33 protein-coding genes are annotated in these 22,090 nt (G+C 63.5%); all 33 read left to right on the top strand.

The genetic code is table 11. From position 1 onward, the window contains the following. Positions 1–390 precede the first annotated feature (390 nt). The 33 genes from rpsJ to WCJ52_RS03580 all read left to right on the top strand — a co-directional run bounded on the left by rpsJ (position 391) and on the right by WCJ52_RS03580 (position 22,042). On the top strand, positions 391–699 hold the full coding sequence (rpsJ, locus tag WCJ52_RS03740; RefSeq protein WP_056730043.1) for a 30S ribosomal protein S10: 309 nt from the start codon (positions 391–393) through the stop codon (positions 697–699). Positions 700–711: 12 nt separating this feature from the next. Continuing rightward, positions 712–1,458 carry a 50S ribosomal protein L3 gene (rplC, locus tag WCJ52_RS03735; RefSeq protein WP_336901960.1) on the top strand — a complete coding sequence of 249 codons (747 nt, stop codon included), beginning with the start codon at positions 712–714 and terminating at the stop codon, positions 1,456–1,458. After that, positions 1,455–2,093: a 50S ribosomal protein L4 gene (gene rplD, locus WCJ52_RS03730; protein ID WP_336901959.1), complete on the top strand. Its 639-nt coding sequence runs from the start codon at positions 1,455–1,457 to the stop codon at positions 2,091–2,093. Before rplC ends, rplD begins: the two co-directional genes overlap by 4 nt. After that, positions 2,093–2,392, top strand: coding sequence for a 50S ribosomal protein L23 (locus WCJ52_RS03725; protein WP_336901958.1), 300 nt, complete (start codon positions 2,093–2,095; stop codon positions 2,390–2,392). The genes rplD and WCJ52_RS03725 overlap by 1 nt, the downstream gene beginning before the upstream one ends. Positions 2,393–2,396: 4 nt before the next feature. Further along, positions 2,397–3,233, top strand: coding sequence for a 50S ribosomal protein L2 (gene rplB, locus WCJ52_RS03720; RefSeq protein ID WP_336901957.1), 837 nt, complete (start codon positions 2,397–2,399; stop codon positions 3,231–3,233). Between the two features lie 3 nt (positions 3,234–3,236). Further along, on the top strand, positions 3,237–3,515 hold the full coding sequence (rpsS, locus tag WCJ52_RS03715) for a 30S ribosomal protein S19 (protein ID WP_336901956.1): 279 nt from the start codon (positions 3,237–3,239) through the stop codon (positions 3,513–3,515). A 2-nt stretch (positions 3,516–3,517) separates the two neighbouring features. Continuing rightward, the gene (gene rplV, locus WCJ52_RS03710) at positions 3,518–3,898 is read left to right on the top strand and encodes a 50S ribosomal protein L22 (protein WP_336901955.1); all 381 of its coding nucleotides are present in this window, start codon (positions 3,518–3,520) and stop codon (positions 3,896–3,898) included. Beyond that, entirely contained in the window at positions 3,898–4,659 is a 762-nt protein-coding gene (gene rpsC, locus WCJ52_RS03705; RefSeq protein ID WP_336901954.1) for a 30S ribosomal protein S3, read from the top strand. Before rplV ends, rpsC begins: the two co-directional genes overlap by 1 nt. A 9-nt stretch (positions 4,660–4,668) precedes the next feature. Then, a complete protein-coding gene (gene rplP / locus WCJ52_RS03700; protein ID WP_336901953.1) occupies positions 4,669–5,097 on the top strand; it encodes a 50S ribosomal protein L16 in 429 nt (142 codons plus the stop codon). Next, a complete protein-coding gene (gene rpmC / locus WCJ52_RS03695) occupies positions 5,097–5,291 on the top strand; it encodes a 50S ribosomal protein L29 (RefSeq protein WP_336901952.1) in 195 nt (64 codons plus the stop codon). Before rplP ends, rpmC begins: the two co-directional genes overlap by 1 nt. Positions 5,292–5,302: 11 nt before the next feature. Further along, entirely contained in the window at positions 5,303–5,554 is a 252-nt protein-coding gene (gene rpsQ, locus WCJ52_RS03690) for a 30S ribosomal protein S17 (protein ID WP_336901951.1), read from the top strand. Between the two features lie 13 nt (positions 5,555–5,567). Beyond that, complete coding sequence (rplN, locus tag WCJ52_RS03685) at positions 5,568–5,936, top strand: 50S ribosomal protein L14 (protein WP_110449827.1); 369 nt, start codon at positions 5,568–5,570, stop codon at positions 5,934–5,936. Continuing rightward, positions 5,936–6,250: a 50S ribosomal protein L24 gene (rplX, locus tag WCJ52_RS03680; RefSeq protein WP_336901950.1), complete on the top strand. Its 315-nt coding sequence runs from the start codon at positions 5,936–5,938 to the stop codon at positions 6,248–6,250. The genes rplN and rplX overlap by 1 nt, the downstream gene beginning before the upstream one ends. Then, a complete protein-coding gene (gene rplE / locus WCJ52_RS03675; RefSeq protein ID WP_336901949.1) occupies positions 6,243–6,800 on the top strand; it encodes a 50S ribosomal protein L5 in 558 nt (185 codons plus the stop codon). Before rplX ends, rplE begins: the two co-directional genes overlap by 8 nt. A 21-nt stretch (positions 6,801–6,821) precedes the next feature. Continuing rightward, positions 6,822–7,127 carry a 30S ribosomal protein S14 gene (gene rpsN / locus WCJ52_RS03670; RefSeq protein ID WP_336901948.1) on the top strand — a complete coding sequence of 102 codons (306 nt, stop codon included), beginning with the start codon at positions 6,822–6,824 and terminating at the stop codon, positions 7,125–7,127. A 10-nt stretch (positions 7,128–7,137) separates the two neighbouring features. Beyond that, positions 7,138–7,533 (top strand): 30S ribosomal protein S8, encoded by a 396-nt coding sequence (rpsH, locus tag WCJ52_RS03665; protein WP_336901947.1) that lies wholly within the window; start codon positions 7,138–7,140, stop codon positions 7,531–7,533. Position 7,534: 1 nt separating this feature from the next. Next, on the top strand, positions 7,535–8,068 hold the full coding sequence (rplF, locus tag WCJ52_RS03660) for a 50S ribosomal protein L6 (RefSeq protein ID WP_336901946.1): 534 nt from the start codon (positions 7,535–7,537) through the stop codon (positions 8,066–8,068). Between the two features lie 3 nt (positions 8,069–8,071). Then, a complete protein-coding gene (gene rplR / locus WCJ52_RS03655; protein WP_336901945.1) occupies positions 8,072–8,428 on the top strand; it encodes a 50S ribosomal protein L18 in 357 nt (118 codons plus the stop codon). Positions 8,429–8,437: 9 nt separating this feature from the next. Then, positions 8,438–9,046: a 30S ribosomal protein S5 gene (rpsE, locus tag WCJ52_RS03650; RefSeq protein WP_336901944.1), complete on the top strand. Its 609-nt coding sequence runs from the start codon at positions 8,438–8,440 to the stop codon at positions 9,044–9,046. Beyond that, positions 9,043–9,228: a 50S ribosomal protein L30 gene (gene rpmD, locus WCJ52_RS03645; protein WP_336901943.1), complete on the top strand. Its 186-nt coding sequence runs from the start codon at positions 9,043–9,045 to the stop codon at positions 9,226–9,228. The genes rpsE and rpmD overlap by 4 nt, the downstream gene beginning before the upstream one ends. Before the next feature lie 86 nt (positions 9,229–9,314). Beyond that, a complete protein-coding gene (gene rplO, locus WCJ52_RS03640; protein ID WP_336901942.1) occupies positions 9,315–9,827 on the top strand; it encodes a 50S ribosomal protein L15 in 513 nt (170 codons plus the stop codon). An 80-nt stretch (positions 9,828–9,907) separates the two neighbouring features. After that, positions 9,908–11,257 carry a preprotein translocase subunit SecY gene (secY, locus tag WCJ52_RS03635; RefSeq protein ID WP_336901941.1) on the top strand — a complete coding sequence of 450 codons (1,350 nt, stop codon included), beginning with the start codon at positions 9,908–9,910 and terminating at the stop codon, positions 11,255–11,257. Positions 11,258–11,314: 57 nt separating this feature from the next. Then, on the top strand, positions 11,315–11,881 hold the full coding sequence (locus WCJ52_RS03630; protein WP_336901940.1) for an adenylate kinase: 567 nt from the start codon (positions 11,315–11,317) through the stop codon (positions 11,879–11,881). Between the two features lie 189 nt (positions 11,882–12,070). Then, a complete protein-coding gene (gene rpsM, locus WCJ52_RS03625) occupies positions 12,071–12,439 on the top strand; it encodes a 30S ribosomal protein S13 (RefSeq protein ID WP_336901939.1) in 369 nt (122 codons plus the stop codon). A 12-nt stretch (positions 12,440–12,451) separates the two neighbouring features. Continuing rightward, positions 12,452–12,841 carry a 30S ribosomal protein S11 gene (rpsK, locus tag WCJ52_RS03620; protein ID WP_336901938.1) on the top strand — a complete coding sequence of 130 codons (390 nt, stop codon included), beginning with the start codon at positions 12,452–12,454 and terminating at the stop codon, positions 12,839–12,841. A 79-nt stretch (positions 12,842–12,920) separates the two neighbouring features. Continuing rightward, positions 12,921–13,937 carry a DNA-directed RNA polymerase subunit alpha gene (locus tag WCJ52_RS03615; RefSeq protein WP_336901937.1) on the top strand — a complete coding sequence of 339 codons (1,017 nt, stop codon included), beginning with the start codon at positions 12,921–12,923 and terminating at the stop codon, positions 13,935–13,937. 46 nt (positions 13,938–13,983) lie between these two features. Next, positions 13,984–14,400, top strand: coding sequence for a 50S ribosomal protein L17 (gene rplQ, locus WCJ52_RS03610; protein ID WP_336901936.1), 417 nt, complete (start codon positions 13,984–13,986; stop codon positions 14,398–14,400). A gap of 84 nt (positions 14,401–14,484) precedes the next feature. Further along, positions 14,485–15,735, top strand: a complete 1,251-nt coding sequence (locus tag WCJ52_RS03605; protein ID WP_336901935.1) for an ectonucleotide pyrophosphatase/phosphodiesterase — start codon at positions 14,485–14,487, stop codon at positions 15,733–15,735. Between the two features lie 111 nt (positions 15,736–15,846). Further along, positions 15,847–17,145, top strand: a complete 1,299-nt coding sequence (locus tag WCJ52_RS03600) for a TCR/Tet family MFS transporter (protein WP_336901934.1) — start codon at positions 15,847–15,849, stop codon at positions 17,143–17,145. A gap of 78 nt (positions 17,146–17,223) precedes the next feature. Continuing rightward, on the top strand, positions 17,224–18,639 hold the full coding sequence (locus WCJ52_RS03595) for a Do family serine endopeptidase (protein WP_336901933.1): 1,416 nt from the start codon (positions 17,224–17,226) through the stop codon (positions 18,637–18,639). Positions 18,640–18,670: 31 nt separating this feature from the next. Continuing rightward, positions 18,671–19,987, top strand: a complete 1,317-nt coding sequence (locus WCJ52_RS03590; protein WP_336901932.1) for a replication-associated recombination protein A — start codon at positions 18,671–18,673, stop codon at positions 19,985–19,987. Between the two features lie 315 nt (positions 19,988–20,302). Beyond that, positions 20,303–20,875, top strand: coding sequence for a formyltransferase family protein (locus WCJ52_RS03585; RefSeq protein ID WP_336901931.1), 573 nt, complete (start codon positions 20,303–20,305; stop codon positions 20,873–20,875). 393 nt (positions 20,876–21,268) lie between these two features. Next, on the top strand, positions 21,269–22,042 hold the full coding sequence (locus WCJ52_RS03580; RefSeq protein WP_336901930.1) for an RluA family pseudouridine synthase: 774 nt from the start codon (positions 21,269–21,271) through the stop codon (positions 22,040–22,042). Positions 22,043–22,090 lie beyond the last annotated feature (48 nt).

Below are 22,090 nucleotides of genomic sequence, written 5' to 3'. Positions count from 1 at the left end.
CCGGGATAAATCAGGGGCCGCGGAGAGTGATCTCCGCGGCCCCTTTTCTGTGCGCAATTGGGCACGGCGGCGGGCAGGCGCGGGTCCGGCCCTCAGCGCCGAGGCTTTGCTTGACGGCGGTGAGTCGGGCCCGTATACACGCGCCTTCTGTTGGACCGGCTGTGCCCATTGACCTTGTGTCGAAGGGCAGACGCGGTGCGCGGAGCGGCCTGGATCCGGGGTATCAACCCGGGGTAAAGGCAGGAGCTGATGCGGATTGTCGCGTGGGCTTCTTTTCGTTTTGCGGACTTTCGTGTGCGGGGGCCCTCTTGGGGGTGTCCGGAGTTGGTCTTTGAAATGGTCAATTGCACGCGGACGGGTCGCCGTCTGTAGGGGAAACTTAAGAGCGATATGGATCGTCAGAACATCCGCATCCGGCTCAAGGCCTTCGATCACCGCGTGCTGGATCATTCCACACGTGAGATCGTCAACACGGCCAAGCGTACCGGCGCGACCGTCCGGGGGCCCATCCCCCTTCCGACTCACATTGAAAAATTCACGGTCAACCGTTCGCCGCACATCGACAAGAAGTCGCGCGAGCAGTTTGAAATCCGTACGCATAAGCGCGTTCTCGACATCGTCGATCCCACGCCGCAGACCGTCGACGCCCTTATGAAGCTCGACCTGTCCGCCGGCGTGGACGTCGAGATTAAGCTTTAGGGGGATCGGTCGATGCGTACCGGCGTGATCGCCAAGAAAATGGGAATGGCCCGCTTCTTTGATGAAGCTGGCGTGCATGTGCCCGTGACCGTGCTCAGCCTGGACGGCTGCGCCGTGACGGCCCAGCGCACCGAGGCGCGGGACGGTTATGTCGCGCTCCAACTGGGCGCCGGCCTCCGCAAGCCCAAGAACACCACCAAGCCCCTCCGCGGTCATTTCGCGAAGGCCGAGGTCGAGCCTCGCCACAAGGTGGCCGAGTTCCGGGTGTCTCCGGACAACCTGATCGACGTGGGTGCCGAACTGACTGCGGACCACTTCGTGGTTGGCCAGAAGGTCGATGTGACCGGCACCACCATCGGCAAGGGCTTCGCCGGGGCCATGAAGCGCTGGAACTTCGGCGGCATGCGCGCCTCGCACGGTGTCTCCGTGTCGCACCGTGCCCATGGCTCAACCGGCCAACGCCAGGATCCGGGCAAGACCTTCCGTGGCAAGAAGATGGCTGGCCACCTGGGCCAGGAGACCGTCACGACCCTGGGGCTCACCGTCTGGCGCATCGACACCGACCGCGGTCTCATCATGGTCAAGGGTTCGGTCCCTGGATCCGAGGGTTCGTGGGTACGCGTCCGCGATGCCGTAAAGAAGCCGCCGACCGATGTTCCGTTCCCGGGTGCCTTCCGTAAGGCTGGTCAGCCTGCGGCTCCGGTCGCCGAAGCCGCTCCGGCCGAAGAGGCCCCGCAAGCCGAGGGGCAGGAACAATGAAACTCGACGTCATCAAGCTCGACGGCGGGAAGGGCGGTTCGATTGAACTGGCTGACGCCATCTTCGGGATCGAGGATATCCGGGGCGACATCCTTCAGCGGGTCGTGACCTGGCAGCTGGCCAAGCGCCGCGCCGGGACTCACAAGATCCAGGTTCGGAACGAAGTCTCCCGGACCAGCAAGAAGATGTACAAGCAGAAGGGCACTGGCGGCGCTCGTCACGGTTCACGCCGTGCGGCCCAGTTCGTTGGCGGCGCCAAGGCCCACGGGCCCGTGGTTCGTAGCCATGCTTTTGACCTTCCCAAGAAGGTCCGCGCCCTGGCGCTGCGCCATGCCCTGTCCTCGAAGCTGCTTTCCGGCGACCTAGTCGTTGTGGACACCCTCGCCCTCCCGGACGCTAAGACCGCCGCTCTCCGCGCTTCGCTCGGTAAGATCGGGCTGGTCAACGCCCTGGTGATTGGCGGCCCTGAGGTGGATGGAAACTTCCGCCTCGCGGCCCGCAACATCCCGAACGTGGATGTGCTGCCGAACGCCGGCCTTAACGTCTACGACGTTCTGCGTCGCCGGACCCTGGTCCTCACCAAGGACGCGGTCGAGGCGATCAATGCCCGCTTTGCCGAGAAGGAGGCTGCGTGATGGCCATCCCCTCCGCCCGTCACTACGACACCATTCTTTCGCCAGTGATCACCGAAAAGGCCACCCTGCTCTCAGAGCAGAACAAGGTCGTCTTCAGGGTCGCCATCGACGCGACCAAGGTCGAGATCGCGGCGGCCGTCGAGGCCCTGTTCAAGGTCTCGGTGACCAAGGTCAACACCCTGAACGTCAAGGGAAAGACCAAGCGTTTCCGCGGTCGTGAAGGCCGTCGCTCGGATGTGAAAAAGGCTGTCGTGACCCTGGCCGAAGGCCAGTCCATCGACATCACCACGGGGCTTTGAACCGATGGCTCTGAAGCAATACAATCCGACTTCCCCCGGCCGGCGCTCCCTTGTGCTCATCGACCGGTCCGAGCTCCACAAGGGGCGTCCCGAAAAGTCCCTCGTCGAAGGTCTGTCAAAGACCGGCGGCCGGGGCGGCGGCGGACGCATAGCTGTTCGCTTCCGTGGCGGTGGTGCCAAGCGCCTCTACCGCATGGTCGACTTCAAGCGCCGCAAGTTCGACGTCGTCGGTACGGTTGAGCGGATTGAGTATGATCCGAACCGGACGGCCTTTATCGCCCTGATCCGGTATACGGACGGGGAGGTCGCCTACATCCTGGCTCCGCAGCGCCTCAAGGCTGGCGACCAGGTGATCGCCTCTGACCGCGCCGACGTGAAGCCGGGCAACGCCATGCCGCTTCGCTCCATGCCCATCGGTGCCATCATCCATAATATCGAGCTGAAGCCCCTCAAGGGCGGCCAGATCGCCCGTTCGGCGGGTGCTTATGCCCAGCTGGTCGGTCGTGATGCTGGCTACGCACAGATCCGCCTGAACTCGGGCGAACTGCGGATGGTTCCCGACGGTTGCATGGCTACGGTCGGTGCTGTGTCGAACCCGGACCACATGAACGAGGTTCTCGGCAAGGCGGGTCGCTCGCGCCACAAGGGTCGTCGCCCGCACGTTCGCGGCGTCGCCATGAACCCGGTCGATCACCCGCACGGCGGTGGTGAAGGCCGCACCTCTGGCGGCCGCCACCCGGTCACCCCCTGGGGCAAGCCAACGAAGGGCGCGCGTACCCGTACCAACAAGACGACGGATAAGTTCATCATCCGTTCGCGTCACGCTCGGAAGGCTCGCTGATCCATGACCCGTTCCGTCTGGAAAGGACCGTTTGTCGACGGTTACCTGTTGAAGAAGGCGGAGGCTTTGCAAGCCTCCGGCCGCAAGGACGTCATCAAGACCTGGTCGCGCCGATCGACCATCATGCCGCAGTTCGTCGGCCTGACCTTCGGCGTCCACAATGGCCAGAAGCACGTGCCCGTCATCGTGTCCGAGGACATGGTCGGCATGAAGCTCGGCGAGTTCGCGCCAACCCGGTATTTCCCGGGTCACGCTGCGGATAAGAAGGCGAAGAGGAAGTAGGCATGTCCAAGCCAGCCAATCCACGTCGCCTGAAGCCTGCTGAGGCCATGGCCAAGGCCACCACCCTCCGGGTTAGTCCCCGGAAGTTGAACCTCGTTGCCCAGTCGATCCGCGGCCTGAAGGTCCAGCGGGCGCTCAACGAGCTGGAGTTCAGCCACAAGCGGATCGCCCGCGACGTTCGTAAGGCGCTCTACTCGGCCATCTCCAACGCTGAGAATAACCACAACCTCGACATCGACTCCCTGGTCGTCGCCGAGGCCTATGTGGGCAAGAACCTGACGATGAAGCGTTTTGCGGCCCGAGCCCGCGGTCGCGCATCCAAAATCCAGAAGCCCTTCAGCGAGATAACCATCGTGGTCCGTGAACTTGGTGAGGCTGCCTGATGGGTCAGAAAGTTAATCCTGTCGGGCTTCGCCTCGGCATCAATCGTACCTGGGACAGCCGTTGGTTCGCGGGTGGAGCCGACTACGGGCGCCTCCTGCACGAGGACCTCAAGGTCAGGGCGCAGCTGAAGAAGCGCCTCTACCAGGCCGGCGTCAGCCGGATCATCATTGAACGCCCGCACAAGAAGTGCCGGATCACCATCTATGCCGCGCGCCCAGGCGTGATCATCGGCAAGAAGGGCGCCGACATCGAGAAGCTGCGCAAGGATGTTGCGGCCATCACGGGGGGCGAGGTTCACCTGAACATCGTCGAGATCCGCAAGCCGGAGGCCGACGCTCAGCTTATCGCCGAGAACATCACGGCCCAGCTCGAGCGCCGGATCGCTTTCAGGCGGGCCATGAAGCGGGCCATGCAGTCGGCCATGCGGCTCGGCGCGAAGGGTATCCGCATCAACGTTGCCGGTCGGCTGGGCGGGGCGGAGATCGCCCGCATGGAGTGGTACAAGGAAGGCCGCGTGCCGCTCCATACCCTGCGTGCGGACATGGACTTCGGTTTTGCCGAGGCCAAGACGACCTACGGGATCATCGGCGTGAAGGTCTGGGTTTTTAAGGGCGAAGTCCTGGAGCACGACCCCATGGCCATGGACAAGCGTCTGGCCACTGAATCCGGCCCGGCCGGTGAGGGTGGCGGACGTGAACGCTCCGGCGATCGCCCGGACAGGGGTCCGCGCCGCGACCGCCGCGAGACCGCGGGAGCCTAAGAGACAGCCATGCTTTCCCCGAAGAAAACCAAATACCGCAAGCAGTTCAAGGGCAAGATCCATGGGACGGCCAAGAGCGGCTTCACGCTGAACTTCGGCTCCTATGGACTGAAGTCCGTTGAGCCTGAGCGGATCACTGCCCGGCAGATCGAAGCCGCTCGTCGGGCAATCACACGCCAGATGAAGCGTCAGGGCCGGGTCTGGATCCGGATCTTCCCGGACGTTCCGGTCACCGACAAGCCGGCGGAAGTGCGGATGGGCAAGGGCAAGGGCTCCGTCGAGTACTGGGCTGCCCGGGTGCATCCTGGAAGGATCATGTTCGAAATCGACGGTGTTCCCGACGATGTCGCGCGGGAGGCCCTGCGCCTCGGTGCGTCGAAGTTGCCGGTCAAGACCCGCATCGTCAGCCGCATTGACGCTGTCGCGGAGCACGCGTGATGAATACCCAGGATATCCAGGGCATGACCCCCGACCAGCTCTCCGAGAGCCTTTTGTCCCTGAAAAAGGAGCAGTTTAATCTGCGCTTTCAGGCGGCCACAGGCCAGGTCGAGAAGACCCACCGCGCCGGCGAGGTCCGCAGGGACATCGCCCGGATCAAGACCGTCCTGCGCAGTCGCCAGGCCACGGCCTAGGGAGTACGAGCATGCCGAAACGAATTCTTGAAGGCGTCGTCGTCTCCGACAAGGGCGACAAGACCATCGTCGTGAAGGTCGAGCGCACCTTCCTGCATCCGGTGCTGAAGAAGACCGTCCGTCGGTCGAAGAAGTACCATGCCCACGACGAGGCCAACACCTACCAAGCGGGTGAGATCGCCCGCATCATCGAGTGCGCTCCGCGCTCCAAAACCAAGACCTGGGAAGCCCTGCCTAAGGCAGTCGCTTCACAGTCAGTCTGAGGGAGGCTGATTCATGATCCAGATGCAGACCAACCTCGAAGTGGCCGACAATTCCGGTGCCCGCCGTGTCATGTGCATTAAGGTACTGGGCGGTGCGGGGCGTCGCTATGCCGGTGTCGGCGACAAGATTGTCGTCTCGGTGAAGGAAGCGATTCCGCGGGGACGCGTCAAAAAGGGCGACGTCCTCCAGGCGATCGTCGTTCGGACGTCCCAGGCCATCAAGCGCAAGGACGGGTCCCTGATCCGCTTCGACCGCAACGCCGCCGTCATCGTCAACAAGCAGAGCGAGCCCATTGGCACGCGTATCTTCGGACCGGTTCCGCGCGAACTTCGTGCCAAGAACCACATGAAGATCATCTCGCTCGCCCCCGAGGTGCTGTAATGGCCGCCAAGATCAAGAAGGGTGACCGCATTGTGGTCCTCGCCGGGAAGGACAAGGGCCGCCAGGGTTCGGTCCTGAAGGTCATTCCGAAGGAAGATCGGGTCGTGGTCGAAGGGATCAATATGATCAAGCGTCATACCCGGGCGACCCAAGCCGATCCCCAGGGCGGAATTCTCTCCCGCGAGGCGGCCCTGCATGTCTCCAACGTCGCCATCGTCGATTCCAAAGGCAAGCCGACCCGTGTCGGCTTCCGGGTAGAGGACGGCAAGAAGGTCCGCGTTGCCAAGACCACCGGAGAGGTCATCAATGGCTGAGCAAGCTTACGAGCCGAGGTTGAAGTCCGATTATCGCCAACGCATCCGCGGGGCGATGAAGGAGCATTTCAACTATTCGAATGAAATGCAGATCCCGCGCCTGGACAAGATCGTCCTGAACATGGGGATCGGCGAGGCTGTCGCGGACTCCAAAAAGGTCCAGTCGGCGATCTCCGACCTCACGCGCATCGCGGGCCAGAAGCCTGTGACCACAAAGGCGCGGAACTCCATCGCCGGCTTCAAGCTGCGCGAGGGCATGGTGATCGGCGCCAAGGTCACCCTGCGCAAGGATAGAATGTACGAGTTCCTGGATCGGCTGATCACCATCGCGCTTCCGCGGGTGAAGGACTTCCGGGGACTAAAGCCCACGTCTTTCGATGGTCGCGGCAACTATGCCATGGGTCTTAGGGAGCACATCGTGTTTCCTGAAATCAACTACGACCAGATCGATCAAATGTGGGGCATGGATATAATCGTCACCACAACTGCGAAGACCGATGAGGAAGCCCGCCAGCTTCTTCGGGAATTCCAGTTCCCGTTCAACGCTTAACGGACGGGAAGGAAAGGTAACATGGCCAAGAAGAGCGCCGTCAACCGTAACGAGAGAGTCAAGCTGCTCGTGCAGCGCTACGCCGCACGCCGTCAGGTGCTGAAGGCGATCGCCAATAACGAGAGCCTGCCACTCGAGGATCGCTTCGAGGCCCGCCTCAAGCTCGCCGAACTGCCTCGCAGTTCGTCGAAGGTCCGGATCCGTAACCGCTGTGAGGTGACAGGCCGCCCGCGTGCCTATTACCGCAAGCTTAGGATGAGCCGTATCGCCCTGCGCGAGCTCGGCTCTCAGGGCCAGATTCCTGGCCTTGTGAAGTCGAGCTGGTGAGGAGGGTCCCATGGTGAACGACCCCGTCGGCGATATGATCGCCCGCATCAAGAACGCCGCCACCCGCGGCCGTTCGAAGGTTTCCTGCCCGGCTTCGAAGATGCGCGCCCGCGTACTCGACGTGTTGGCCGAGGAAGGCTACATCCGCGGCTACCAGATGGTGGAAATGCCTGGCGCCTTCCCCGAATTCGAGATCGAACTCAAGTACTTCGACGGCGAGCCAGTCATCGTGGAGATCCGTCGGATCTCCAAGCCTGGCCGCCGGGTCTACTCGTCCATCAAGGACCTGAAGCCCATTAAGAACGGACTTGGCATCTCGGTGCTTTCGACGCCCAAGGGCGTGATGTCGGACGCGGCGGCGCGTGACGCCAACGTGGGCGGCGAAGTCCTGCTGCGGGTGTACTGATATGTCCCGGATCGGAAAGAAGGCGGTTCCGACGCCTGCTGGCGTTACGGTGACTATCGACGGCCAGACCGTGATGGTGAAGGGCCCCAAGGGACAGCTGTCCTGGACCCTGCCGGAAGAGGTCGAGTTGCGCCAGGAAGGCACGGATCTCCTCGTGTCCAAGCGGGTAGAATCTACCCGCGCCCAGGCGATGTGGGGTCTGTCCCGCACCCTGGTAAGCAACATGGTGGTGGGCGTGTCGGCGGGTTACGAGGAAACCCTCGAACTTGTGGGCGTGGGCTATCGTGCACAGATGAAGGGCAACGCCCTGAGTTTGCAGCTCGGGTTCAGCCACGAAGTAGATCTGCCGCCACCTGAGGGCATCGCCTTCATCGTTCCCAAGCAGACTGAAATCAGGATCAGCGGAATCGACAAGCAGGCGGTCGGCGAGATCGCCGCGCGCATTCGTCGAATCCGTCCGCCCGAACCCTACAAGGGCAAGGGCGTTCGCTATCTTGGCGAAAAGGTCCGTCGCAAGGAAGGCAAGAAGAAGTAGGCCATGGCTGTCTCCACCCGTGACTCCGCCAAGCGGCGCGCTGAGCGCACCCGCATCCGGCTCCGCAAGCTGGCCAATGGCCGGCCGCGTCTCTCCGTGTTCCGTTCGTCCAAGAACATCTACGCTCAGGTCATTGATGACGAGAAAGGCGTAACGCTCGCCTCGGCATCGACCCTCGAGGCCGATTCGCCCGATAAGGGCTCCGACAAGGCCGCTGCGGCCCGGGTCGGTGCCCTATTGGCCCAACGCGCCCTCGAGAATGGCGTGACCGATGTCGTCTTCGATCGGGGCGGCTACATCTATCACGGCCGGGTCAAGGCCCTGGCCGACGCCGCGCGTGAAGCCGGCTTGAACTTCTAGGGGTAATTGATGGCTCGTGGAAACGAACAGCGTGGCGACGGCGGACAACGCCGCGGACGAGACCGGGGCGGCCCTTCAGAGGAACGCGCCGATTCCGACATCGTCGAAAAACTGGTTCACATCAACCGCGTTGCGGCGACTGTGAAAGGCGGGCGGCGGTTCTCCTTCGCGGCCCTCATGGTGGTCGGCGACCAAAAGGGACGTGTCGGTTACGGCCACGGCAAGGCCCGTGAGGTTCCCGAGGCTATCCGCAAGGCCACCGAGGAAGCCAAGAAGACAATGATCCGAGTGCCGCTTCGCGAGAGCCGCACCCTGCACCACGACGGCGCAGGCCGCTGGGGCGCGGGTAAGATCATGGTCCGCTCTGCGCCTCCCGGTACCGGCGTCATCGCCGGTGGCCCGATGCGCGCCGTGCTCGAAACCCTCGGCGTCCAGGACGTCGTCGGCAAGTCGGTCGGATCGTCCAATCCCTACAACATGGTCCGTGCGACCTTCGAGGCGCTGAAGGCTCAGTCTTCGCCGCGCCAGATTGCCTCCAAGCGGGGCAAGAAGGTTGCTGACGTCCTCGGTCGCCGCGCCGATGGCGCCGCGGCCGCGGCCGCCGCCGACGGAGAATGAGCATGACCAAGGTCACCGTTCGTCAAATCGCCAGCCCTATCCGGCGCAAGAAGGACCAGCGCGCGACCCTCGTCGGCCTGGGCCTCAACCGTATCGGTCGTGTGTCCATACTTGAGGACACGCCTTCCACCCGTGGCATGATCGCCAAGGTCCATCACCTGGTCGAGGTGGTTTCCGTCTGACCGTAAGCGCTTCCGCTGAAGCGCCAACATCGTCAAAGCCGAGTCGGGCGGTTCGTCCGGCGATAGATCTCAGGAGAGAGGCGCAGATGACTAAGCTCAATGAACTCGCACCGAGCCCCGGTTCCGTGAAGGGACGTATGCGCGTCGGCCGGGGTCCAGGTTCTGGCAAGGGCAAGACCGCTGGTCGCGGCGTCAAGGGTCAGAAGTCCCGGACGGGCGTATCGATCGCCGGCTTTGAGGGCGGCCAGATGCCGCTCCACATGCGGATGCCTAAGCGTGGTTTCAACAATCCCTTTGCGCTTGAGTTCGCGGAAGTGAACCTGTGGCGCCTGGAACAGGCCGTCGCCGCTGGCAAGCTCGACGCCAATGCGCCGATCGACGCTGCCGTCCTGGTCGCTGCCGGCGTGGTCCGCCGCCCCCTGGATGGCGTCAAGCTGCTGGGCAAGGGTGAACTGACGTCCAAGCTCAACCTGACGGTCTACGCCGCCTCCGCCGCCGCCAAGGCGGCTGTCGAGAAGGCGGGGGGCACTGTGACCACCACCGCGCCGGTCGACACCGGCGAGCCCAAGGGCAAGCTTCAGAAGAAGGTCCGGGCCTGATCCGGGGTCGGGAGCGCTGCGAGGGCTGACAGGGCCTCGCGCGCACCCTATCTTGGTAGGCCCACCAGTGAGGGTGTCCCATGGCTTCGGCCGCTGAGCAGCTTGCCGCGAACCTCAATTTCGGCGCCTTCCAAAAGGCGACGGAACTCCACAAGCGTATCTACTTCACCCTGATCGTCTTGGTGGTCTACCGCCTTGGGACCTACCTGCCGATCCCGGGGATCGACGCGGTCGCCTTTGCCGCCGCCTTCCAGGGGCAGGCAAAGGGCATCCTGGGGATGTTCAACCTGTTTTCGGGCGGCGCTGTGCAGCGGATGGCCGTCTTCGCCCTGAATGTCGGCCCCTATATTTCGGCCTCCATCATCGTCCAGCTCCTCGGTGCCATCTACCCGCCCTGGGAGAAGCTCCGGAAGGAAGGCGGCGAGGCAGGGCGCAAGACGCTTAATCAGTACACACGCTATCTTACCGTGGTGCTCGCTGTGATCCAGGCTTCGGCCATCGCCGGGACCCTGCAGGCCAGTCCGGGCCTTGTTGTCAGCCCTGGCCCGTTCTTTACCTTATCGACCATAGTGACTCTAACGGGTGGCACCATGCTGCTGATGTGGCTCGGTGAACAGATCACCAGCCGCGGCGTTGGGAACGGGGTGTCCCTGATTATCTTTGCAGGGATCGTGGCCGGCCTGCCCACGGGGGTGATGCAGCTTCTGACGGTTATGCGGACCGGCCAGGTCTCCAGTTTTGGCGGCATGATGATCTTAATTCTGGCCATCGCCGTGATCTTCGCGATCGTCTTCATGGAGCGGTCGCAGCGCCGCATCCTGGTCCAATATCCCAAGCGCCAGCAGGGCAACCGAATGTTCGGGGGCGAGACCTCCTTCCTTCCGCTCAAGGTCAACACCGCCGGCGTGATCCCTCCCATCTTCGCCTCGTCCCTCCTACTGCTTCCGACGACGGCTATGGGTTTTCTGGCGACGGCGAACCTGCCGCAGTGGCTGCAGTGGCTCCCTGGAGCCGTCGGCCAGCTTCAGCATGGACGGCCGGTCTATATTCTCATCTACGGGGCACTGATCATCTTCTTCAGCTTCTTCTATACCTCTATCGTCTTCAATCCTGACGAGACGGCGGAGAACCTACGGAAGTATGGCGGATTCCTTCCCGGGATCTCGCCCGGAAAGCGGACAGCGGCCCATCTGGATTATGTCCTGACTCGGCTGACGGTTATTGGGGCCGCCTATATTGCTGCGGTCTGTCTCCTGCCCGAGGCGCTGATCGGCTTCTACAAGGCGCCCTTCTATCTGGGTGGGACCTCAATCCTGATCGTTGTCAGCGTCACCATGGACACGGTCACTCAAATCCAGTCTCATCTGCTCTCGCACCAGTACGAGGGACTGATCCGCAAATCCCGTCTGCGCGGCGGACGGGAACGCTAGCCGGGTCTGACGATTTCTACGGCCCGGGATAGGGCTGGGCGACGGGGAGCTTCGCACATGAACCTCATCCTTTTCGGACCTCCGGCGGCAGGCAAGGGCACCCAAGCCAAGCGGCTGATGGAGACCCGCAACATGGTGCAGCTCTCGACGGGCGACATGTTGCGCGCGGCGATCGCGTCTGGCTCCGAACTGGGCCGGCGGGTCGAAGGCGTGATGCAGCGCGGCGAGCTTGTGACGGATGAAATCGTGATCGCCCTCATCGAGGATCGGCTTCCAGAGTCCGAGGCGTCCGGGGGCGCTATCTTTGATGGATTTCCCCGGACCGTTGCCCAGGCCGAGGCGCTGGACGTGATGCTGAAGGGCAGGGGGGCTGCCATCGATCTTGTGGTCCGCCTGAAGGTCGATGACGAAGCCCTCACCCGCAGGATTGCAGGTCGCTTCGCGGAGTCCGGTCGGCCGGACGACAATCCCGAGAGCTTCAGGGTTCGGCTCGACGCCTACAACGCCCAGACGGCACCGCTGATTCCCTATTACGCGGACGCAGGGAAACTGGTGGAGATCGACGGCATGGGGTCGATCGACGAGGTCGCCTCAGGGATCGATCGGGCGCTGTCTTCGGACTAGGTCGTCATTCCGGCGGCGCCTCTCCGTTCTTCGACCCCACTCCCCGAAAAACGCAATGCTCGGCATTGACGAGTCGGCTTCTATTCCATACACGAGGCCCTTCCGCGAAACGCGCGAGAGACGTTCTGGCCTTTTGACACGGTCAGAGCGGTGCTCGTGCATCTTTGCGTGACGAGGAGAGAACCCAACGTGGCCCGTATCGCCGGCGTAAACATACCTACGAACAAGCGCGTTGTGATCGCGCTGCAGTACATTCATGGCATCGGCCAGGCCAAGGCCGCCGAAATCGTGAGCAAGGTCGGTATCGAAGATGCCCGACGCGTCAACCAACTGTCTGACGCAGAGGTCCTCCAGATCCGGGAGACCATCGACCGTGACTACACGGTAGAGGGTGACCTTCGCCGCGATACCGCCGTCAACATCAAGCGGTTGATGGACCTGGCCTGCTACCGCGGCCTTCGTCACCGTAAGGGGCTGCCTGTCCGCGGACAGCGCACCCACACGAACGCTCGGACCCGTAAGGGCCCGGCAAAGCCGATCGCCGGCAAGAAGAAGTAAGAGAAAAAAGCGATGGCCAAGGAACCGGCTCGCGTCAAAAAGCGCGAACGCAAAAACATCACATCGGGCGTGGCGCACGTGAACGCCTCGTTCAACAACACTATGATCACCATCACCGACGCCCAGGGAAACGCGATCTCCTGGTCTTCCGCCGGTACGATGGGGTTCAAGGGGTCCCGGAAGTCGACGCCCTACGCGGCGCAGATGGCCGCCGAGGACGCCGGTCGTAAGGCTGCCGAGCACGGGGTGAAGACCCTCGAGGTCAACGTTTCCGGTCCGGGTTCGGGTCGGGAGTCAGCGCTTCGGGCGCTCCAGGCCGTGGGCATGACGATCACTACAATTCGGGACGTGACCCCGATCCCGCACAACGGCTGCCGTCCGCCGAAGCGGCGTCGGGTCTAACGCGTTAAGCTCCGCATTTCTCCTTCGCCGGACTGCGAAAAACGCGTCCGGCGATCCTGCGTTCGAGGGACATTCATAAGTGATTGAAAGAAACTGGAACGAACTCATCCGACCGGAAAAGCCTGCCATCGAGCTTGGTACCGACCCTGCCCGCAAGGCGCGTCTGGTGGCCGAACCCCTCGAGCGCGGTTTTGGCGTTACCCTCGGTAACAGCCTGCGCCGGGTCCTTCTGTCCTCCCTGCAAGGGGCGGCGGTTACGGCCGTTCAGATTGACGGCGTCGTCCATGAGTTCTCTTCGCTCGAGGGCGTCCGGGAGGACGTCGTCGATATCGTTCTGAACATCAAGCAGCTTGCCCTTCGCTTGCATGCGGAAGGTGTCAGGCGGATGACGCTCCGGGCCCAGGGGCCAGGTTCGGTCACCGCCCGGCAGATCGAGACGGGCGGGGACATCGAGATCCTCAACCCGGACCACGTACTCTGCACTCTCGACGAGGGTGCCAGCGTGCGGATGGAGTTCACGGTTCAGAACGGCAAGGGTTATGTCCCCTCCGAGATGAACCGGCCCGAGGACGCGCCAATTGGCCTGATCGCTGTCGACAGCCTCTACTCGCCGGTCAAGCGGGTTGCCTATCGGGTGGAGCCCACCCGCCAGGGCCAGAGCCTCGACTATGACAAGCTGATCATTGATGTCGAAACCAACGGTGCGGTGACACCCGTGGACGCAGTGGCCTATGCCGCCCGGATCCTTCAGGACCAGCTGCAGATCTTCATTACCTTCGAAGAGCCGAAGAAGAAGTCCGACGCCGACTCCAAGCCCGAGCTGCCCTTCAATCCGGCCCTGCTGAAGAAGGTGGATGAGCTCGAGCTGTCCGTCCGCTCGGCGAACTGCTTGAAGAACGACAATATCGTCTATATCGGCGACCTCATCCAGAAGACGGAGGCGGAAATGCTCCGCACGCCGAACTTCGGGCGGAAGTCGCTGAACGAGATCAAGGAAGTGCTCGCGGGCATGAATCTGCATCTCGGGATGGATGTTCCCAATTGGCCGCCTGAGAATATCGAAGAGCTGGCTAAGAAGTTCGAAGACCAGATGTAATCCTGCGGCGCGTCGCGAGACGCCCCGCTTCCGAGGAGAGACCGCAATGCGTCATGGAAATGGGCACCGCAAGCTGGGACGGACCAGTGCGCACCGGATCGCCATGTTCGCCAACATGGCCGCCAGCCTCATCAAGCATGAGCAGATCGTCACAACCCTGCCCAAGGCCAAGGAGCTTCGGCCCGTGGTCGAAAAGCTGGTGACCCTGGCCAAGCGCGGCGACCTGCACGCCCGCCGGCAGGCCATTAGCCAGATCCGTGATGTTGAGCAGGTCGGCAAGCTGTTCGCGACCCTGGGGCCGCGCTATGCGGATCGCAACGGTGGCTATACCCGGGTCCTGAAGGCCGGGTTCCGCTATGGCGACAACGCTGCCCTGGCGGTCATAGAGTTCGTAGACCGCGACCCCTCAGAAAAGGGCAAGGACTCTGGACCGGTGCAGGCTTCAGCCTTCGCCGACGCCTAGGCCTTCCTGGCCAAGACTAAGGAATTTGACCCCGGCCCTGCGCCGGGGTCTTCTTTTTTGGGGCGGACTGGGCGAGGGTTGCCGATGACCAAACGCCGCCTCCTGCTTCTCCTGCTCCTTCCGTTCTTCGTCTTCCGGGCTGCTGAGGCCAGGGCACAGACGCAGGAACCGGCCCTGCTGTTGATCTCCATCGACGGTTTCCGGGCGGATTACCTCAGCCGGGGGCATTCCCCCGTCCTGGAGGGCCTGGCCCGCCGAGGTGTCCGGGCCGAGGCCATGCGCCCATCCTTCCCAAGTGTCACCTTCCCCAATCACTACACCCTGGTAACCGGGCTCCGGCCGGATCACCACGGCATGGTCGAGAATGTGATGCGGGATGCCCGTCGGCCTGGCGTCACCTATTCAATGTCCAACCGGAGTGAGACCAACGACCGCTTCTGGTGGGACGATGGTGAACCTATCTGGGTCACCGCAGAAAAGGCGGGGGTGCGGACCGCCACCCTGTTCTGGCCGGGGTCGGAGTCGGACATTCACGGGGTCCGTCCGACAACCTGGCTGACCTTCGACAAGACCCTGTCGCCCGAGCGCCGGGTCGAGCGCCTCCTGGAATGGATGGGTCGCCCGAAGGAACAGCAGGCCCGGTTTATGACCCTATACTTCGATGATGTGGACACGGCAGGGCATCAGTCCGGACCGGACTCCCCGGAGGTAAACGCGGCCATCGAGCGGGTCGATTCCGCCATCGGCCAACTCGTCCGCGGGATCGAAGCTCTGGGCCGTCCCGTTGACCTGGTGATCGTGTCCGACCACGGGATGGCGGCGACGTCACCAGACCGGGTCATCGAGATCGAGTCGCTGGCGCCTGCTGGAAGTTTTGATCTCGTCACCCAAGGCGCAGGGGCTGGGCTGGTGCCTCTTCCTGGACGGGAAGCCGAGGTCCTGGCCTCCGTCTCAGCCCCGCATCCCCATGTCGCCTGCTGGCCCAAGGCGCGCATTCCAGAGCGCCTGCATTATGGCGCCCATCCCCGGGTTCCCCCTGTAGTCTGCCTGCCCGATCCCGGTTGGCTGCTCCTCGGCCGCGAGGCGCTGGCCCGTCGGCCCGTCCGTGCCGGCGGTGCGCACGGCTACGATCCCGCCGCACCGGAGATGGCCGCCCTGTTCCTGGCGGCGGGGCCATCCTTCCGCCAGGGCGTGATCCTCCCTGCCTTTGACAACGTTCACCTCTATCCCCTCCTGGCCCGCCTGATCGGGATCAAGCCGCTCCCTTCGGACGGGAAGGCCGAGGTGCTGTCCGGGGCGCTTGTGCCGGGAGCCCTTAAGCCACATGGGTCCTGAGCTGCTGTGACCTGAATCCTTGCCCGGAAGACAACCGTCGCGCGGGCTGGAGGTCGGGCTTGCGGGCCCGGAGGCTTCAGGCCAAGGTCCCGCGCGCCAGGGGACCCGAACATGACGACAGAAGCTTCCATACCTACCCAACGCCGCGCGGCCTTCGGTTTCATCTTTGCGTCGGCCCTGCTGAACGCGGTGTCCTTTGGCATCACCATCCCTATCCTGCCGGGCCTTATCAAGGAATTCGCAGGGGGAGATACGGCCACCGCTGCCGAGTGGAACATGCTGTTCGGCTCGGTTTGGGGGGTGATGCAGTTCTTCTTTGGACCCATACTGGGCGCACTTTCAGACCGGATCGGCCGCCGGCCGGTCCTCCTGATCTCCTTCCTGGGCCTGGCCTTCGATTTCCTGTTCCTCGTCTTCGCCCCCAGCCTGATGTGGCTGTTCGTTGCGCGGATCGTGAACGGCATGACAGCGGCCAGCTTCTCCACAGCCAACGCCTATGTGGCGGACGTCACGCCGGTCGACCAGCGTGCGCGCTATTTCGGCTTCATGGGGGCTTCCTTCGGGTTCGGCTTCCTGATCGGGCCTGTTCTCGGAGGTCTGCTCGCCGGTCCCTACATGCAGTCCCTTGTCGGGGACTTTGCCATCCGGCTGCCCTTTGCAGTGGCGGGCATCCTCGCCCTTCTGAACTTCCTGTACGGCCTCTTCGTCCTGCCGGAGTCGCTGCCGCCGGAACGCCGGAGCGCCCGGTTCGACTGGCGCCGCGCCAACCCGGTCGGGTCCCTGAAGTTCCTCTTTGAGCATGGCAAGCTGGCTGGCCTGGCGACCGTCGGCTTCCTGTTCCAGATTGCGCACAACGTGCTGCCAGCGGTCTTCGTCCTCTACACCGGCTATCGCTACAACTGGGACATCCAGACCATCAGCCTGACCATGTTCCTGACGGGTGCCCTTGGGATTTTCATGCAGACCCTTGTGGTCGGGCCGGTGGTCCGGAACCTGGGCGAGCGGGGCGCGCTCCTGATCGGCTGTGCGGGGGCCGCCCTTGGCTTCCTCTGCTATGGTCTTGCGCCCACGGGCCTGACCTATCTTATGGCGGCACCCATCTTCGCCCTCAGCAATCTCCTGAGTCCCGGCCTGCAGGGTCTGATGACCCGGCGTGTCGGCCCGGAGGCCCAGGGGCGGCTTCAGGGTGCGAACCAGAGCCTGGCCGGCATCGCCACCATTATCGGCCCCTTCCTGTTCGGCGGCAGCTTCGCCTACGCCCTGAAGCACGAGTCCCTCTCAGCCTGGCCAGGTCTCCCCATTCTGATTGCTTCATCGCTGATGGTGGCGGCCTTCTTCGTAGCCTGGAGGGTTGGCCGACCCCTGCCGGTCGCCCCTCTGACCGAGCCGGCCACCGTTGCAGGTGAGTGAAGATCCCCGCGAGATGGGGTTTGCCATGATTGCGCCCGAAACCTGACGGATCAGGAACTGAACCTCACAGGAAGTCAGATGCACCTGCACAGAGCCCTGGTCCCTGCCTTCGTCCTCCTGGCGGCCTGTTCGGGCCCCGCTGGGCGGACCGAAGCCCAAGCCCCGCCCCTTGCCCAACCAACCCGGGCGGCGCCGTCTGACCCCCTGAACATGAAGGCCTCCTTCGCCCCGGTGGTCCGAAGGGCGGCTCCGGCGGTGGTGAACATCTCGGCCAAGCGCGTCGTCCGCCAGCAGGTCGACCCCTTCTGGCAGATGTTTGGAATGGGCGTGCCCCCCAGCCGGGTCGAAGGGTCGCTCGGCTCCGGGGTCATCGTCCGGTCTGACGGGATCATCATCACCAACAACCACGTCATCGAGGGCGGCCAGGAGATCACAGTCGCCCTGGCCGATCGCCGGGAGTTTCCCGCCCGGGTGCTCCTTGTGGATGCCCGGGGCGACCTCGCCGTGCTCAAGATCGACGCTGGGGCAGAGCGCCTGCCGGTCATGCCGATCGACGACTCGGAAGACGCCCAGGTCGGTGACCTGGTGCTGGCCATCGGCGATCCCTTCGGTGTGGGGCAGACCGTCACCAATGGCATCATCTCCGCCCTCAACCGGGCGGCTGACCCACAGGGTGGGACGCCGATGACCTACATCCAGACCGACGCCGCCATCAATCCGGGCAACTCCGGGGGTGCCCTGGTGGACATGGATGGCGATCTCATCGGCGTGAACAGCTTCATTGTGTCGCGCTCGGGTGGGTCAGCAGGCGTTGGCTTCGCCATACCCGCAGCCATGGTCAGGCGGGTGGTCGAGGCTGCGGCCGGTGGCGGCCACGTCCTTGTGCGTTCCTGGCTAGGTGCGCGGACCCAGCCCGTCACCCCGGAGATCGCGCGCAGTGTGGGCCTGTCCTCTCCCCAGGGCGCCCTTGTGGCTGACATCTGGCCGGGGGGTCCCGCCGACCGGGCCGGCCTGAAGTCTGGCGACATCATCGTATCGGTGAACGGCCGTCCAGTGACCGATCCCGCCGCCGTATCCTTCGCCGTCGGGGCCGCGCGTCCGGGGGAAAGCCTCGCCCTCTCCGTCCGGCGCAATGAACAGGTGATCAAGGCCAGCCTTCGTCCGGAACCCCCGCCCGCCAAGCCTGCACGGGACGAGTGGCTTGTGGACGGCCGCAATCCCTTCCAGGGCGCAACCGTGGTGAACGTCTCTCCGGCCGTTGCAGAGGAACTGGGTATCGACGCCTTTTCGTCGAGGGGCGTCCTGGTGATCAATATCTCCCGGGGCTTTGCGATGAATGCGGGCCTGCGTCCGGGAGACGTGGTCCGCCAGGTCAATGGTCGCGAGATTGGGACGGTCGCCGACCTTCGGGGTGCCCTTTCGGTTCCCGCGGCGAACTGGGCAGTGACCATCCTGCGCGGCGAGCGCGAGATCACCGCCAATTTCCGGACCTGACCGGCGCGCGGGAAGGGGCTAGGCTTACGCCATGGCCGACCTGTTCGAAGCTGCGGGCCTGACCCCGCCCAATCCGGCGCCGCTGGCCGAGCGCCTGAGACCGAAGTCGCTCGGCGAGGTGGCGGGGCAGGACCACCTCCTGTCTGCCGAGGGTCCCATCGGGCGCATGGCTGCTGCGCGCCGGCTGTCCTCCATGATCCTGTGGGGACCCCCCGGTGTGGGCAAGACCACCATCGCCCGGCTTCTCGCCCAGGCGGCGGGATACGAATTCCAGCAGATTTCCGCCGTCTTCGCAGGTGTGGCAGACCTCAAGAAGGCCTTCGAGCAGGCCCGGGTCCGGCGACATGCAGGCCAGGCCACCCTCCTGTTTGTGGATGAAATCCACCGCTTTAACCGCGCCCAGCAGGACGGCTTCCTGCCCTGGGTGGAGGAGGGGGTGGTCACCCTGGTCGGTGCCACCACCGAGAACCCGTCCTTCGAACTGAACGGCGCTCTTTTGTCCCGATGCCAGGTCTTCGTCTTGCGACGCCTGGACGAGGCGGCCCAGTCCGCCCTCCTGGAGCGTGCGGAGGCGGCGGAGGGCCGGGGCCTGCCCCTGACCGCCGAGGCGCGCTCGGCCCTGGTCGCCCTGGCGGACGGCGACGGCCGCTACCTTCTCACCCTCGCAGAGACCCTCTTCGGCCTGGCGTCGGCGACACCCCTCGACCCCGCCGCTCTGGGGCACCTGCTGCAGAAGCGCAGTCCGGCCTACGACAAGGACCGGGAAGGGCACTACAACCTCATTTCCGCCCTCCACAAATCGATCCGCGGGTCGGATCCGGACGCTGCCCTCTACTGGCTGGCCCGCATGCTTGAGGGTGGGGAAGAGCCCCTGTTCATCGCCCGGCGGCTGGTCCGGGCGGCCATGGAGGATATTGGATCAGCGGACCCTATGTCGCTGATCCTGGCCAATGCCGCCCGGGAGGCCTTCGAGCACCTGGGATCACCCGAGGGCGAACTCGCCCTGGCCCAGCTGACCGTGCACCTGGCCTGCGCGCCCAAGTCGAACGCGGTCTACACGGCGTTTTCCCGCGCCCGGAAGGCAGCCCGGGAGACCGGCTCTCTGCCGCCGCCAGCCCACATCCTGAACGCCCCGACCCGGTTGATGAAGTCGCTCGGCTACGGGGAGGGCTATGTCTACGACCCGGACGCCGAGGGCGGGTTTTCCGGCCAGGACTATTTCCCCGAGGGCATGGGGCGCCCTACCTTCTATGAGCCCCGTGGCGAGGGCTCCGAGGTGCGCGTCCGCGAGCGCCTGGATCGCTGGGCGGGGTTGCGGGCGAAGCGGCAGGACGGGGGGCGGTCATAAGACTATCCTCTCGGGCCCTATCACCTTAGGCTACAACCTGTGGTGTTTCGCCTGGCGGCAGAAAACGGTCTGGACTCCGCAGGATGATCCCTCCCCGGGTTCAGTATCTCGGCTCCTGAAACGGCTGTCTCTGGTAACCTCGCTTGATGACATTCTGTATTCCTGACTAGACTAGGGTTCGCCTTAGCGATTCGATTAGGTTGTAATGGGGTGGCGGATATGTTGAGATATATAAATCTGTGTGAGATATATTTGTAATATGATGATTTATGTATCTAAATTTGAATCCATTCTGCGTACTGATGAATAATTTTGATGCAAAAATTACTTTTTCTTGGATATAATCGATCCCAAACGCGCATAATTCAAACTATTGAAGATCGGAAGTGGCGCGTGGAGCAAACTTCTGAGAGTGTGGATAGTTTCGAACCTTATGATCTTATAGTAAGTTTTGGATATCGCCACATCATGAGATGGGAATTATTAAATACATCAAGACGACCTGTATTAAATCTACACATTGGATACCTGCCCTGGAATCGAGGGGCTCATCCGCTCTTCTGGGCGGCCTATGATGGAACGCCAGTCGGTGTGACCATCCATGAGGTCGATACGGGCGTTGATACGGGCTCCATTTGTTTTCAGCGAAAGTTGTTCATCGACTTCACAGCTGAGACTTTCGAGGGTGGGTATAGGCGTCTCACAAATGACGTCGAGGATTTGTTCGAAGAAAATATCGAACCTATTCTTTCGGGAATTTACGAAAGTATTCCGCAGAATGGAAAGGGTTCAAAAAGGCGCATCCGAGATCTTCCGGGCGGATTTCATTGGTCCGATACGATTGCGCCAACAATAGAGCGCCTGAGAAGAGCCGGCGGCATTTCCTGAGCTATTCATTTTAAAGAGAATGGTATTTTCAGGCTGACCAGCCGGAAAACAGGTGAGCGCGCCATCGTTGGCGAACACCTCTCCGTCAAGTGTGCAGAGCGCCCAGCTTCACCTCGAAGGCGTTGGTGCCGCCGTCAGATGTTGGGCGGGCTGACGTCCGATCCGGCTCCATTTTTCAGCTGGCTGGCATCTAGGTGGGATAGGGCTCAGTTGCAGCCTCGCGACCAGCCCCGGGATCCTCCTTCTCCTTCTCTCGCGTGAGGATTGGCGTGAGGGTGCACCAGGGCTGACAGCGGCCAAACACGTGGTCTTCATTGACTTCGCGGAGTGACCCCAGGGTCTTGGAGAGGCTCCGAGGGTGACGGAACCCCGCCGGGTCCGCTAAATGGCGCGGTGAAACCCCTTCGACCCGTTCCCCTCAGCGCCGACCAGGTCGCCCATGTCCGGGCCATGGTCTTCCATGAGGACGCCAGTGTCCTTGGCCTGAACAAGCCGGCGGGCCTGTCCAGTCAGGGTGGGCGGGGGCAGGTGGTCACTCTGGACGAGATGCTCTGGGCCTTCGCTAAGCCCGGCAAGGCGCGGCCCCGGCTGATCCACCGCCTCGACCGGGACACCTCCGGGGTCATTCTTGCGGCCCGCACCCAGCCGGCGGCGAGTTTCCTAGGCAAGGCCATGATGGCCCGGAAGATCACCAAGACCTACCTGGCCCTCGTAGCACCGAGCGCTCCGGTCCCGCCGTCGGGACGGATCACGGATGCTCTTCGGCGCGTGGAGACCGGCCGCGAGGCCCGCATGCAGGTCTGTACTGCGGACCATGTCGATGCAGAGACCGCGGACACCCGGTACCGGACCCTCGCAACCTCGGAGGGGGCGGCCTTGCTCGAGGTGTCCCCCCTGACCGGCCGCATGCACCAGATCCGGATTCACCTGGCGTCGATCCAGCGCCCGATCGCCGGCGATGCGTGGTATGGAGGCGCACTGGTTTTGGGCGGTCTGCCTGCGCCGAGGCTGATGCTTCATGCCGCGACCCTGACCTTTCCGCACCCGGAGGGCGGACATATGACCCTTCGTGCGCCCCTTCCTAAGGACTTTGCCGGCCTCCTCTCGGGCCTGGGCCTCCAGCTTCCCGAGCTGGCCGGGGATGCCTCTGCGGAGCTGCGTCCATGACCGGCAATCTGCTGCTGGTCGCGGCGGGGGGCGGTGCGGGCGCAGTCC

The organism is Phenylobacterium sp. (assembly GCF_037138395.1).
In the GTDB taxonomy this organism is placed as follows: domain Bacteria; phylum Pseudomonadota; class Alphaproteobacteria; order Caulobacterales; family Caulobacteraceae; genus Phenylobacterium.
This window is presented reverse-complemented; position numbering and strand designations above follow the sequence as displayed.

Excerpts from the sequence above, each read along its gene's own strand:
- rpsJ (WP_056730043.1), top strand. The coding sequence starts at position 391 with ATGGATCGTCAGAACATCCGCATCCGGCTCAAGGCCTTCGATCACCGC.
- rplC (WP_336901960.1), top strand. The coding sequence starts at position 712 with ATGCGTACCGGCGTGATCGCCAAGAAAATGGGAATGGCCCGCTTCTTT.
- rplD (WP_336901959.1), top strand. The coding sequence starts at position 1,455 with ATGAAACTCGACGTCATCAAGCTCGACGGCGGGAAGGGCGGTTCGATT.
- WCJ52_RS03725 (WP_336901958.1), top strand. The coding sequence starts at position 2,093 with ATGGCCATCCCCTCCGCCCGTCACTACGACACCATTCTTTCGCCAGTG.
- rplB (WP_336901957.1), top strand. The coding sequence starts at position 2,397 with ATGGCTCTGAAGCAATACAATCCGACTTCCCCCGGCCGGCGCTCCCTT.
- rpsS (WP_336901956.1), top strand. The coding sequence starts at position 3,237 with ATGACCCGTTCCGTCTGGAAAGGACCGTTTGTCGACGGTTACCTGTTG.
- rplV (WP_336901955.1), top strand. The coding sequence starts at position 3,518 with ATGTCCAAGCCAGCCAATCCACGTCGCCTGAAGCCTGCTGAGGCCATG.
- rpsC (WP_336901954.1), top strand. The coding sequence starts at position 3,898 with ATGGGTCAGAAAGTTAATCCTGTCGGGCTTCGCCTCGGCATCAATCGT.
- rplP (WP_336901953.1), top strand. The coding sequence starts at position 4,669 with ATGCTTTCCCCGAAGAAAACCAAATACCGCAAGCAGTTCAAGGGCAAG.
- rpmC (WP_336901952.1), top strand. The coding sequence starts at position 5,097 with ATGAATACCCAGGATATCCAGGGCATGACCCCCGACCAGCTCTCCGAG.
- rpsQ (WP_336901951.1), top strand. The coding sequence starts at position 5,303 with ATGCCGAAACGAATTCTTGAAGGCGTCGTCGTCTCCGACAAGGGCGAC.
- rplN (WP_110449827.1), top strand. The coding sequence starts at position 5,568 with ATGATCCAGATGCAGACCAACCTCGAAGTGGCCGACAATTCCGGTGCC.
- rplX (WP_336901950.1), top strand. The coding sequence starts at position 5,936 with ATGGCCGCCAAGATCAAGAAGGGTGACCGCATTGTGGTCCTCGCCGGG.
- rplE (WP_336901949.1), top strand. The coding sequence starts at position 6,243 with ATGGCTGAGCAAGCTTACGAGCCGAGGTTGAAGTCCGATTATCGCCAA.
- rpsN (WP_336901948.1), top strand. The coding sequence starts at position 6,822 with ATGGCCAAGAAGAGCGCCGTCAACCGTAACGAGAGAGTCAAGCTGCTC.
- rpsH (WP_336901947.1), top strand. The coding sequence starts at position 7,138 with ATGGTGAACGACCCCGTCGGCGATATGATCGCCCGCATCAAGAACGCC.
- rplF (WP_336901946.1), top strand. The coding sequence starts at position 7,535 with ATGTCCCGGATCGGAAAGAAGGCGGTTCCGACGCCTGCTGGCGTTACG.
- rplR (WP_336901945.1), top strand. The coding sequence starts at position 8,072 with ATGGCTGTCTCCACCCGTGACTCCGCCAAGCGGCGCGCTGAGCGCACC.
- rpsE (WP_336901944.1), top strand. The coding sequence starts at position 8,438 with ATGGCTCGTGGAAACGAACAGCGTGGCGACGGCGGACAACGCCGCGGA.
- rpmD (WP_336901943.1), top strand. The coding sequence starts at position 9,043 with ATGAGCATGACCAAGGTCACCGTTCGTCAAATCGCCAGCCCTATCCGG.
- rplO (WP_336901942.1), top strand. The coding sequence starts at position 9,315 with ATGACTAAGCTCAATGAACTCGCACCGAGCCCCGGTTCCGTGAAGGGA.
- secY (WP_336901941.1), top strand. The coding sequence starts at position 9,908 with ATGGCTTCGGCCGCTGAGCAGCTTGCCGCGAACCTCAATTTCGGCGCC.
- WCJ52_RS03630 (WP_336901940.1), top strand. The coding sequence starts at position 11,315 with ATGAACCTCATCCTTTTCGGACCTCCGGCGGCAGGCAAGGGCACCCAA.
- rpsK (WP_336901938.1), top strand. The coding sequence starts at position 12,452 with ATGGCCAAGGAACCGGCTCGCGTCAAAAAGCGCGAACGCAAAAACATC.
- rplQ (WP_336901936.1), top strand. The coding sequence starts at position 13,984 with ATGCGTCATGGAAATGGGCACCGCAAGCTGGGACGGACCAGTGCGCAC.
- WCJ52_RS03605 (WP_336901935.1), top strand. The coding sequence starts at position 14,485 with ATGACCAAACGCCGCCTCCTGCTTCTCCTGCTCCTTCCGTTCTTCGTC.
- WCJ52_RS03600 (WP_336901934.1), top strand. The coding sequence starts at position 15,847 with ATGACGACAGAAGCTTCCATACCTACCCAACGCCGCGCGGCCTTCGGT.
- WCJ52_RS03595 (WP_336901933.1), top strand. The coding sequence starts at position 17,224 with ATGCACCTGCACAGAGCCCTGGTCCCTGCCTTCGTCCTCCTGGCGGCC.
- WCJ52_RS03590 (WP_336901932.1), top strand. The coding sequence starts at position 18,671 with ATGGCCGACCTGTTCGAAGCTGCGGGCCTGACCCCGCCCAATCCGGCG.
- WCJ52_RS03585 (WP_336901931.1), top strand. The coding sequence starts at position 20,303 with ATGCAAAAATTACTTTTTCTTGGATATAATCGATCCCAAACGCGCATA.